We start from the raw sequence: 11,951 nt of genomic DNA on the forward strand, positions 1-11,951 counted from the left end.
GAAATACTGGCGGATAGCCGGAAATACTGGCGGATGGCGAGAAATACTCTCGGATAGCCGAAAAAATTCTCGGATACGACTAAAAAGAGGTATAATGATAGAAGATTATTTTGTAGAAGGGGGAGACGTTTTTGTTGTTCGAGAAAGCTCAACAGTTATTGGAATCTCATTTTGGTTATTCGTCCTTTCGAAATGGGCAGGAACGTGCGATTCAATCCGTATTGGCTGGTGAAAATACGATTTGTGTTATGCCCACAGGCGGAGGAAAATCAATTTGTTATCAAATTCCTGCACTTGTTCTACCAGGTACCACGATTGTAATATCCCCGTTAATCTCACTTATGAAGGATCAAGTCGATGCCCTCGTACAGGTAGGAATTCCTGCAACTTTTATCAACAGCTCACTAAGCTACAGTGAAGCAAATGAACGGATTGGGGAAGCAAAACAAGGCATGTACAAGCTTCTATACATAGCCCCCGAACGACTAGATTCACGAGAATTTATCGAGGACCTCAAACAAATGGACATCCCGTTAGTTGCGGTCGATGAAGCCCACTGTATCTCACAATGGGGACATGATTTTCGTCCAAGCTACCGCCATATCCAGCAGATGGTGCACAGTCTTCCACAACAGCCCAATGTATTGGCACTTACTGCAACAGCAACACCAAAGGTCAGGGAAGATATCTGTGAAACACTAAATATCGATGAAGAAAATTCGATCATAACAGGTTTTGAAAGAGAAAACCTTACCTTTTCTGTTATTAAAGGTCAAGACAGGCTTCTTTTTATTAAAGATTATTTAAAAAAGAATGAAAAAGAAGCGGGCATCATATACGCAGCCACTAGAAAAAACGTTGACCAGCTTTACGAAAGACTAAAGAAACAAAATATCAATGTGGCCCGCTATCATGCTGGGATGGGAGATGCCGAGCGCATACGCGAGCAGGACCGATTTTTAAAAGATGAAGCATCTGTTATGGTTGCAACCTCAGCCTTTGGGATGGGAATTGATAAATCCAACATTCGCTATGTCCTCCATTTTCAACTCCCGAAAAATATGGAAAGCTATTATCAAGAGGCTGGACGTGCAGGACGTGATGGACTCGAAAGTGAGTGTATTCTTCTTTATTCGTCTCAAGATGTGCAAGTTCAACGCTTTTTAATTGACCAATCAAGCGACCGCACACGTATAATGCAGGAGCTTGAAAAGCTGCAACAGATGGTTGATTATTGTCATACAGAAAACTGTCTCCAAGAATTTATTTTAAAATATTTTGGGGAAATAGAGACGGAAAAGTGCGGGCATTGTGGTAATTGTCTTGATTCACGTTCAACCATCGATGTAACGAAAGAAGCGCAAATGGTGATGTCTTGTGTGATTCGAATGGGACAGCGCTTCGGTAAAACCCTCACAGCTCAAGTGCTAACAGGTTCGAAAAATAAGAAAGTCACGGAAATGGGCTTTGACAAGCTTACTACTTATGGAGTCATGAAGGAAAAGAGTTCGAAAGAAGTCAGTGATTTTATCGAGTTCTTAATTTCGCAAGATTTAATTGCGATTGAACAAGGGCAATTTCCAACACTTTATGTATCTCCAAAAGGGAAAAATATCTTACTTGGGAAAGATAAGGTCCAGCGCAGAGAAACGGTTAAAGTCAAAGAAATTTCAAAGGATGACCCTCTATTTGAGTCTTTACGCGAGGTAAGAAGAACGATAGCAGAAACAGAAAATGTACCTCCATTTGTTATTTTTTCTGATGCTGCATTAAAGGACATGTGTTCCAAACTTCCGAAGACAAGTGAAGAATTTTTAAGCGTGAGTGGTGTCGGGGAACTCAAGCTGAAAAAATATGGTTTGGATTTTATCCAAGCGATCCGTCAGTTTTGCGAAACTCATCCAGACCGACAGCCTGAGTTAATAGCAGCTTCTGCTCCAAAAAAAGCAGCGAAAAAGGCAGCAGTTGGAGATTCTCACCTAGAGACTTTGGCCATGCACCAGCAAAACGTATCCATAGAGGAAATTGCAGCAAAACGGGAGTTGGCGCTTAGCACCGTTGAAAATCATTTAATCCAATGTGCCCAACAAGGCATGGATGTAGATTTCAAACGGCTTATTACTGAAGAATACATTGAATTATTGGAAAAGGCAGTGGAAAAGGTCGGCAGGGATCGATTAAAACCAATTAAAGAGCAGCTTCCAGAAGAAGTAAGTTATTTTATGATTAAAGGATATCTATACTTTTTAAGCAAGAAGAAGTAATTTTATTAAAGGTCACTCCATTTTTAGAATATTCACATTATAATTGTCGTCAGCCGAGTTATTTCCCGGGAATTTGTCGAAACAAGAGCCATATTTAGTAATATGGCTCTTGTTATTCCTGATAATCATCCAAAAATGGCTTGTTAACAAAATAATACATCCATGCCATTAGAAAACTCCCGCCAAACAAATTTCCTATCGTCACGGGAATAAGATTATGAATCACGCCTCCCCATGAAATGGTGCCAGGATGATTCAAAACTAAAGCAATTGCGAAGGTACACATATTGGCGATACTGTGTTCATAGCCAGAAATGAAAAAGCAGAATACGAACAGAATCATTGAAAACATTTTCGGTCCATCGCCTTTTAAGCCCAGCGGAATAAAAAATGCCAAGCAAACGAGCCAATTACAAAGAATTGCTCTAAAAAACAACTCTATCGTAGGTACCTGCATTTTCTTTTCCACGACACTCAATAGAAATCCATTGACGGAGGATTCTTCATATAGGCCAGTTGTAAAAATAATAAAGGCAAATAGAACGGCACCTAAAATATTTCCTACATAACTGCTAATCCATAACTTTGTAACTTCACTCCAGGCTAACTTTTTACGCAATGCCGCATAGGTGTAATAAAAGGTATTACCAGTAAACAAGTCCCCTCCAGCATAAGCGATTAAAATAATCGCAGATCCAAAAGTAAGGGCAGCCATAGGATAAGCAAAAGGTGAATGTTCTAAATAAAAGTAGTTGCCTGTCTTAAAGGCAACAATTACGCCAAAGCCGATAAACATGCTGGCAAGCATGGCTCGTAAAATATATCGCAACAGGCTTTGCCTAAAGATTTTTACTTTTTTTAATGCTAGCTTTTCAACTTCACTTAACGGCTGCATTTCCATTATGTATCCCCACCATCCACTAGTACATTATCTATCCTTTTAGTGTTAATTGAGAAACATTAAATTATGCATAAAGAATAATAGATAAATTCGCATCATAAGTTTTTTAAAAAGCTTTAAATTAGCCACTAGAACCATCTATCCACTATAATAAAGTGATTTTTCTAATACTAATTTTAAGGAGTTTACTATGTCCGATCTGAAAAAAATAACCCCTGAACATGACCCGTGGGAAGCTTATAATGATATAAAACAATATGGAATGCCTCAGCTAACAAATATCGAATTCACAACCACAACCCTATGCAATATGCGGTGTGAACATTGTGCAGTAGGTTACACACTTCAAACAAAAGACCCCGAGGCACTTCCGCTAGAATTGCTTTTGCGTAGGTTAGAAGAAATTCCATTACTAAAATCGCTAAGTATAACAGGGGGAGAGCCGATGCTTTCTCTGTCTTCTATCAAAAACTATGTGGTGCCTATTTTTCAATATGCTCATGAACGCGGTGTTCGGACCCAAATCAATTCAAATTTAACGCTAGATTTAGCTCGCTATGAATTTATCATTCCATATTTAGATGTTTTACATATTTCACATAACTGGGGAACAGTAGATGATTTTGTCGAGGGCGGATTTGCGAGGATGTCAAATAAACCTGACTATAGTCAACGTGAAAAGTATTTTACCAGAATGATAGAAAATAGCCGGGAACTAGTAAAGGCTGGTGTCATGGTATCTGCGGAAACCATGCTTAATAAACGAACCATGCCTCATTTGCAAAAAATACATCGGCAAATCGTTGATGAAATGCGCTGCCAGCGGCATGAGATTCACCCTATGTACCCTAGTGACTTCGCAAGTAATCTTGAAACATTAACCCTTAATGAAATGAGAGAAGCGATCCATCATTTATTAGATGTACGTGATGAAAATGTGTGGATGTTATTTGGGACACTCCCATTTTATGCATGCAGCGAAACACCAGAGGATTTAAGACTTCTCAATAGGCTCTTTCAAAGTAAAAATGTAACAGTTCGAAATGATCCTGATGGCAGGTCTCGTTTGAATGTCAACATTTTTAATGGGGATATTATTGTCACAGATTTTGGTGATACCCCTCCGCTAGGAAATGTCATGAATACAAAGTTAACGGACGCATACGAAAACTGGCAGTCAACCACGATCGCAAAGGAATTAAGCTGCCATTGTCCGGCTGTTTCCTGCCTCGGTCCCAATATTTTAGTGAAAAACAGCTATTATCCGGACGCTGATTTTTCTAAACTTCAGAATAAAATAAGCAAGTAAAAAGAGCAGATACCTGCTCTTTTGTCATGCTGTATGTTTAACTAGGTTTGGATGCCTATGCATCGAGATAAATAGGATTACTCCACTAACGATCAATAAGGAACTAGTGCTAATAAATACTGCGGAAAAACCAAAGTAACCAGAAATGAATCCGCCTAACATCGGTCCAATAATATTACCTAGGAATCGTAAACTTGTATTGTAGCCAAGAACCTCACCTTGCATGGCAATAGGGGCTTCTTGGCGAATATAAGCAATCCGGACAGGAATGATTCCTCCGATCGCGATACCTAGAACAAAGCGAATGATGACTAGCTGCCAAAAATTAGTGATTGCTGAACCAGGAAGATAAACAATTCCAGATATAAAAAGAAGTATCACAAGAATTTTTATATACCCATGCTTATCTGCAATCTTACCCCAATTCCTAGACATGAGCAGATTTCCTAATCCAGCAGCGGAAAAGGCGATACCAGAGTAGAATGCAATATTTGTAGGACCATGTAATTCAGTTACAAATAAAGACAGGATTGGCTGAATGCTAAAATGTGCTATTTGGACGAGTGTTGAGATCAGCAAAACAGTTAGCAATACGGGATTTTTAACAATATGTACGAGAACTTCTTTGCTAGAATAATGTAATTTTGACCCTTTTTTTGGTTCGATAACATATTCTTTTGTTGCAAAAACAAGTAAGCCGGAAATAAATATCGCGATGGAAGTCCATTTGAAAGTTAGGGAGAAACCTAATGAATCCGCTAATATTCCACCAAGCATTGGTCCAAGAAGCGAGCCAGTAATACTCCCGGTTTGGAGTGTCCCTAGAACACGACCAGCTATTTCCTTTGGTGTTTGAGTCGAAATGAAAGCTTGCGACATGGGGATGAATCCAGTGAAAAATCCCATCAAAAAACGCAGTAAGAATAACTGCCATACCGACTCTACATATCCCATTAAGAAGATGGATAAACCCATCCCGAACCCACAAATGATAAGAACCTTTTTCCTTCCAAAACGATCACCAAATCTCCCCCAAATTGGGGAGAAGATAAATGCTGAAACGAATGTAACTCCAAAGGTAATGCCTGACCAGTGTTGAACATATTTTTCCGTAAAATCCCCGAAGGTCTCAATGTATAATGAAATAAAAGGCAGCACCATCGTCATACTTCCAGCAATGAAGAAGTTAGAAAACCACATGATAACGATATTACGTTTCGCCATCTCCATTTTCGTCATGTCAGTTCCCTACTTTCAACAAAGTATTTCGTCGCCCTAAATAATATCATACCGAATATTTAAAAAAATGAAAGAAATATACACTGGTATTATCATCTGGCATTAGAAAAGGTATTATGTACCAAAAATACATAATTAATGTTATCATGACATGCATAATAAAAAGCGTTTTATGATTGATAAAAACTGCTGTTTTGATTAAACTTAGGAAATCATAAAAAGAAGAATAGTTGTGGTGAAGGAAGAGATGGAAAACGAAAGAGAGCTTACATATGAAATAATGGAAATTTGCTTACTTGCAGGGAAAATCATGCTTCAAAGCGGTGGGGAAACTTATCGTGTTGAGGATACGATGATGAGAATTGCGGCGGCTTTTGGAATTGAAAACTCCCACAGCTATGTAACACCAACAGGAATTATCTTCTCTGCTGAAGGGAATGAGCCCACTAAGACCAAGCTGATTAGAATATCCACCCGATCTACTGATTTGAAAAAGGTGGCCATGGTAAATAGTGTATCGCGGAGGATAACCAGTGGTGAGCTCAATTTGGAGCAGGCGTTAACTCGTTTAAAAGAACTTGATGATTTAAATGTAACCTTTCCATTCATGGTTCAGGTTGCGGCAGCTTCCATTGCCAGCGGATGTTTTATGATTATGTTTAAGGGTGTGTGGAGTGACTTTATTCCTGCAATGGTATCCGGGGGCCTAGGATATTTTGGTTTTTTATATTTTCACCGATACATTCCGGTAAAATTTTTCTCTGAGTTTTTGGCCTCATTTATTATTGGTTTGCTTTCCTTCTTTTTTGTAAAAATAGGGGTTGGACAACTGTTAGATAAGATTATTATCGGCTCGGTTATGACATTGGTTCCTGGTCTACTTGTTACCAATGCGGTAAGGGATTTAATGGCTGGACATTTTGTGTCGGGGTTATCAAAAGGAGCGGAAGCCCTTTTGACAGCCTTTGCGATTGGATCAGGAATTGCTGTAGTTTTATCTTTTTTATAAAGATGTTTTCGGATGGATTTGGTCATATAAATGGAGGTTAATTGTGTGGATATTATTGGACAATTAATTACTAGCTTTATTGCAACTGCAGCCTTTGGAGTAATCTTTAATGCTCCGAAGGAAACATTAGTAAAATGCGGTTTAGTTGGTATGGGTGGCTGGATTATTTACTTTATTTCAGAAAAATATACGGGAGAGGCTGTCTTAGCAACACTAGGCGCAACTCTTTTTGTAGGAATTGTTAGTCAGGAATTAGCTAAATTTTATAAAACACCTGTTATTATATTTAGTGTAGCTGGTATTATTCCTTTAGTGCCAGGTGGACTTGCTTATGATACGATGAGGAATTTTGTCGAGGACGATTTTTTACAAGCAATCTCATTAGGTGCAAAAGTCACGTTGCTTTCAGGCTCCATTGCATTTGGTCTTGTTTTTTCAGAAGTAGTCAATCAACTGGTTCGAAAAATTAGAGGAAGCAGAACGTTGAAGGTATAAAATTGGACGAAGGCAGAGGAAAATTCCTCTGCCTTCTTTTGCTTATGATCTTAGTAGATCAAGATTGTAACTTGTGAATGGTTGTTATGATAATCAGCCATTGCAAGGTAAAAATTAATATATAATAAATGGTATTAAAAGACCAATTTGCCGCGGTTACTGTTCCACCTGATGGTTTTATACCTAAACGACGTAAGCCCTACCTCTCTTACATCCTAACGGCTCCGAAGCCGATCCAGTGTGAATAGTTTTACTTTTAAAACATAAGCAGAATGCCAGAATTAAATTCTTACATTGCATTATCTCGTCTATTACAAGTTACATAAATGTTAAGCACAAATATTAATATTACATTATATTTTTAACTATGTCAACTATTTATTTTAATAGAGATACCTGTTCCTTTTAAAGGAATAAAAGAATACTTAGTAGAACTATAAAATAAGAAAATTAGGAAAGGAGGGGAAATAATGCTGTTTTTTCGTAAATTATTTTTAACTGCTTCACGCTATCGGTATCGCACAGTGATCGTTTTTACCTTGCTTTTTATTATCATTAATGCAGAAATTATTAGATTTATAGAACCTGATACATTTGAAAATAGTTTACATGCTATCTGGTGGATTCTTACGACGATGACAACTGTAGGCTATGGAGATGTATATCCGACGACAGAGGCTGGAAGAACCTGGGCGATGATTATCGTCTATACATTGGGTATTGGACTTTTTGGAACCGTGATAGGGGTGATAGTAGATGGCATCTCACAATATAAAAAGCGAAAGGAGGAGGGGATGTTGTTTTATAAAGGTGAAAATCATTTTGTTATTTTAGGCTGGACGGCTAAAAGTAAGAGTACGATTAGAGAGTTATTGTTAGGTGATGATAAGGCTGATATTGTGTTGATTGATGAATTCGAAAAAACGCCTTATGAACATGAACGTTTTCATTATATTCAGGGCAGCCCTACAGATGTTGAGACATTAAGGAAAGCCAAAATTGAATATTCTCAAGCGGTTTTGTTATTTGCAGCTGAAGGAATAGAGAATCCTGATTTAGTGGATGGAAAGACTTTGTTAGTTGCTTCCTCCATAGAACGCTATGACGATAGAACGGAAAAGAATATTTATACGATTGCAGAGATTGTAAATGAAAAACACGTTGATAATTTCAAACATGTTAAGATTGATGAATTTATTTTATCCAATGGTTCAGTCTCGAACCTAATAGCGAAATCTGCACAAATGAAAGGGGCAAGCCATCTTTTTACACAATTGCTTAGCAGGCAGGATGGTGATGCGGGCAGTGATCTTTGGGAAGTCAGTATAAAATCAGAATGGAAAACATACGGTGCCGCTTACGAACATCTAAAGGGAAAAGGGGCACAGCTAATCGCTGACCGAAATGATTTGAACATACTAAGGAAATGGGAAGAACCCATTCCCAATGATGCCAGATTATTTGTAATATGTGATAAACATACATACCAAAACCTATGAAAAAACGCATCATAACGATGCGTTTTTTTCAATAGGTTAAGCAACCTGCTATAACGATCCCTATCGATACGGAAAGTAAAAGTAGAAAAAGACCAACAGCACGGTTATCTTCTTCAATACTTTGGCTTATGTTAAATCGGGGTGTAAGTAATTCAGCAAGATAAAATACAATAATCTGAGCAACGATACCAACTGTTCCCCATACCACCATATCTAAAAGAGAAATGGAATTAGCTAGGGCTGAATATAGAACGATGGCCAGCCCAAGAAGCCTGCCACCCAGCACATAGCTTGCCGCTTTATTGCCCTTTCCCATTAATGAAAATTCCTTTACCTTTGTAGTAATTTCCATTAAAAAAAGTCCAACAATTAGTAATCCTAAGGAAACCCCTAAATATATCAAGAAATCTAACAATTAAACTCCTCCTTTTTAATTCCAACTGGTAGGAAATATGACTCGTTTCCTGTGATTTTCCCTCCTGCACGAATTCCAATGCTGCTTGGTTTTCCAGCTATAAGGAATGAACCAAATACATAGGATAGCTCTTCCATACCTTTTTCTGTTTCGAGTAAAACGACAGGCAGAGGAACATAGGATTGATAAACCGGCAGCTCGTTTTTGTAAGTTTGAAAGGAATTTTGGACTGCTACATTGGTTTGTTGATCCCATATGGTTATCGTATCTCCTTCTCTGCCGAACGATGGTTTTTGAACATAAGCAGCAGTGCCAGAAAATGTATCTGCCTCAAGATATGTTGGCAGCATATATGCTTTTATCCATGCTAATTCTTCCTTTGTATAAAATGCCTCTTTTTCAGCTAAGCCCCAGATTAGGCATTGTATTGATTTTGGTTGAAGAAGAAAGGCTGAGACAGGGTTAATAAGCGAAATTTTTCCAGCCTTTGCAAGCTGTAATAATTCGATGCCTACAAGATCTCCTGACTCTGAATCCCGGTCGTCAAGCAAGTGTTCAAGTGGATAGGTCTGACGATATAAAACATCGATTGGCATCCCATTTGCATCTAAAAGTGCTTCATCTGTAATTCTGAGTTCTGACATCGGAAGTGTTTGATTTTTAACCTTACATAACTGACTCAGATAAACCGTTGTATTCCAATCCTCTATATGGTCACTATGTGCAGTAAACACGATGTTTGGAGCCGAAAGTCCATTTGCGGACTCGAGGACAGCCTTTGTAATTCCAGAGGCCAAAAGACGTTCTTGATTTTCGTTTGGGTTCCGATATCCAAATTCTGTACAAACTGCGCCATTGATTTGAAAGCATTCAACAATAAAAGTAGGAGTATCGGAATTAAACTCAAGCATTTTTAGACCATCATTGGTAAAAGCGAAATCGAATCGAGAAATCACTGATTCTGGAAAAAGTTTTTTCATTCGAAGAAATGGAAGACTCGCTGCAGGGAAACCGAGTTCAAGCAGCTGTTCATCTTGTAGACTTCGAAGGAGGTGAGCTGTCTTAAAAAACACCTGACCCATTCGTTCGGTAGCTTCTTTTATAAGTGTATGTGATTGTTCGCTAATCGTAACTACCTGATAAAGACTGTATTCGCCACCATATAAATTCGCCCAAAAGGTTGGAAAATTCGAATAAAATTGATTTCGACTCTCTGCATATGAGGACATGTCATTAACCTCCAAATCCACCTTTAGAACCACTTCCAAATCCACCCTTAAAACTAGAGGAAGATTTATACGATTTGTAAGCGGCGGAATTTTTCAAAGCAGATCTGTTACTAAAAAATAATCCACCGTAAAAGAAGTGTCCATAGTAACTTGATCTACTATCATCGCATTGCCATACCCCTTCTTCGTCATCCCATTCCCAATCCCGACAATTAGTGTCGTCTGGCTCAGGGGGCAAGTCTTGTGCCTGTGAACATCCGGCTAAAGTGGTTCCAGCCATAAGAGTAGTAAGAACACCAGTAATCAACCATTGGGTTTTCTTCACTCTCACACACTCCTTTAAAAGTTATATGTTCATTATAAAAGTTAATTATCAGAAAACAAATGGTAAAATAAGAAGAAAAAGGAAGAGGGATGAAAATGAGGTTAGAATATCGACTTGATGATGAGGTTAAAAAGTATCCAGCCTTATGGAACTACCAGAATATTACTCCCGTTGAAGCTGTGGCGAGGATGACCTGTGAATATTTCGTAAAAGATGGGGAGACATATGCTGTAACGGCAACAGCATTGGATCCAGATGGAACGTCAGTGTTGTATTTGAAAAAAGAAAGACATACAAATGATACCTTGGAAAAAAGGTATTCTCATATTGGCTTTGAAGTTAGAGAACTCCAAGGGATGACGTATTCTCTAGTTGAAAGTAAGGATGTTTGGGAACATGAGGAGATACTGGCTACCCTTCATTCGGATTTTATCTACATTCAAAGAGATGGAAAATTTATGGAATTCAAGCTTGATTCCAGGGAAATTGATGAAGACCGTAAATGCTATGTTTATTATGGTACATTTACTGGCAAAAATCGATAAACACAACGGGAGAAAATTTATCATCTTGGCTATATTTGTATTGCCGATACGGGGAAGGGAATGAATCACGAACAGCTTTCTCGTATAGGAACTTTGTTCTATACGACTAAGGATAAAGGTACAAGCCTAGGCATGTAAGTTTCATTAAAGATTATTGAAGCGATGAAAGGGAAAGTTTCCTACAAAAGCAAACTAGGGGTTGGGACAGAAGTTACAATGGTTCTTCCGGAAGGTAGTAAGGAAATGATAAATATTTAACAGGAAGAAGCTAGCCTATTTCAAAAGAATTGGGCTTTTTTTATGGACTTGAAAGGGTGTAAATTCTAGTTTTGGTAGAAATTTGTCGAATTTCATCGAATTTACATAAATAACATTAAAATTTTTAATGGAAAGATGGTAGAATGGTAGTGGACAATTTGTATTACTATAATGAATACCTAAGGGAGTACCAGTATGAAAGAATACCTCCAAAGGCCTAAGCTAATTTATGAAGAGAAAAAGGCAATTAAATTATTTTTATGGTTATTTTATATTTTTTACATTTCCTTTGAAGTGGCCTATTATTATTTATTTCCTCTATACGAAAGAGGTACCGCGGTAACAATTAAAACGATGGATGGATTGGGTTTTTGGAACTATTTGATTATCTTTAGTTTGCTCCCATTATCAATTTATTTAAATAAAAAGGGAAATATATACATAATTAAATATCTTTATATTT

General features: G+C 37.9%; 11 protein-coding genes and 1 pseudogene. 7 read left to right on the plus strand and 5 right to left on the minus strand.

From position 1 onward, the window contains the following. The first annotated feature begins 134 nt into the window (after window positions 1-134). On the plus strand, window positions 135-2,264 hold the full coding sequence (recQ, locus tag V7124_RS08300) for a DNA helicase RecQ (RefSeq protein ID WP_335488031.1): 2,130 nt from the start codon (window positions 135-137) through the stop codon (window positions 2,262-2,264). Window positions 2,265-2,376: 112 nt separating this feature from the next. Here the strand turns inward: recQ and V7124_RS08305 are convergent, their stop codons facing one another. Beyond that, window positions 2,377-3,165, minus strand: coding sequence for a formate/nitrite transporter family protein (locus V7124_RS08305; RefSeq protein ID WP_335487954.1), 789 nt, complete (start codon window positions 3,163-3,165; stop codon window positions 2,377-2,379). A 190-nt stretch (window positions 3,166-3,355) separates the two neighbouring features. Here V7124_RS08305 and yfkAB point away from each other — a divergent pair, with 190 nt between their 5' ends. Further along, window positions 3,356-4,474, plus strand: a complete 1,119-nt coding sequence (yfkAB, locus tag V7124_RS08310) for a radical SAM/CxCxxxxC motif protein YfkAB (RefSeq protein WP_335487957.1) — start codon at window positions 3,356-3,358, stop codon at window positions 4,472-4,474. Window positions 4,475-4,498: 24 nt separating this feature from the next. Here the strand turns inward: yfkAB and V7124_RS08315 are convergent, their stop codons facing one another. Beyond that, window positions 4,499-5,713, minus strand: a complete 1,215-nt coding sequence (locus V7124_RS08315; RefSeq protein ID WP_335487960.1) for an MFS transporter — start codon at window positions 5,711-5,713, stop codon at window positions 4,499-4,501. Between the two features lie 247 nt (window positions 5,714-5,960). Here V7124_RS08315 and V7124_RS08320 point away from each other — a divergent pair, with 247 nt between their 5' ends. The 3 genes from V7124_RS08320 (at window position 5,961) to V7124_RS08330 (ending at window position 8,716) form a co-directional block, all read left to right on the plus strand. Continuing rightward, entirely contained in the window at window positions 5,961-6,722 is a 762-nt protein-coding gene (locus V7124_RS08320) for a threonine/serine exporter family protein (protein ID WP_335487963.1), read from the plus strand. 45 nt (window positions 6,723-6,767) lie between these two features. Beyond that, window positions 6,768-7,217 (plus strand): threonine/serine exporter family protein, encoded by a 450-nt coding sequence (locus V7124_RS08325; RefSeq protein ID WP_335487966.1) that lies wholly within the window; start codon window positions 6,768-6,770, stop codon window positions 7,215-7,217. A 470-nt stretch (window positions 7,218-7,687) separates the two neighbouring features. Next, window positions 7,688-8,716 carry an ion channel gene (locus V7124_RS08330; protein WP_335487969.1) on the plus strand — a complete coding sequence of 343 codons (1,029 nt, stop codon included), beginning with the start codon at window positions 7,688-7,690 and terminating at the stop codon, window positions 8,714-8,716. A gap of 28 nt (window positions 8,717-8,744) precedes the next feature. Here V7124_RS08330 and V7124_RS08335 read toward each other — a convergent pair whose 3' ends face one another. The 3 genes from V7124_RS08335 to V7124_RS08345 are packed head-to-tail and all read right to left on the minus strand — an operon-like array spanning window position 8,745 to window position 10,640. After that, window positions 8,745-9,131 (minus strand): DUF350 domain-containing protein, encoded by a 387-nt coding sequence (locus V7124_RS08335; RefSeq protein ID WP_335487972.1) that lies wholly within the window; start codon window positions 9,129-9,131, stop codon window positions 8,745-8,747. Continuing rightward, window positions 9,125-10,360 (minus strand): glutathionylspermidine synthase family protein, encoded by a 1,236-nt coding sequence (locus V7124_RS08340; RefSeq protein WP_335487975.1) that lies wholly within the window; start codon window positions 10,358-10,360, stop codon window positions 9,125-9,127. The genes V7124_RS08335 and V7124_RS08340 overlap by 7 nt, the downstream gene beginning before the upstream one ends. A 4-nt stretch (window positions 10,361-10,364) precedes the next feature. Further along, window positions 10,365-10,640 carry a hypothetical protein gene (locus V7124_RS08345; protein WP_420490514.1) on the minus strand — a complete coding sequence of 92 codons (276 nt, stop codon included), beginning with the start codon at window positions 10,638-10,640 and terminating at the stop codon, window positions 10,365-10,367. 140 nt (window positions 10,641-10,780) lie between these two features. Between V7124_RS08345 and V7124_RS08350 the strand changes: the two genes are divergently transcribed. Continuing rightward, window positions 10,781-11,230: a hypothetical protein gene (locus V7124_RS08350; RefSeq protein ID WP_335488034.1), complete on the plus strand. Its 450-nt coding sequence runs from the start codon at window positions 10,781-10,783 to the stop codon at window positions 11,228-11,230. Between the two features lie 453 nt (window positions 11,231-11,683). Further along, window positions 11,684-11,951, plus strand: a pseudogene (locus V7124_RS08355) (ATP-binding protein); the annotation flags it as partial.

The sequence above is a fragment of the Neobacillus niacini genome (assembly GCF_036961885.1).
GTDB classification, from domain to species: domain Bacteria; phylum Bacillota; class Bacilli; order Bacillales; family Cytobacillaceae; genus Neobacillus; species Neobacillus niacini_H.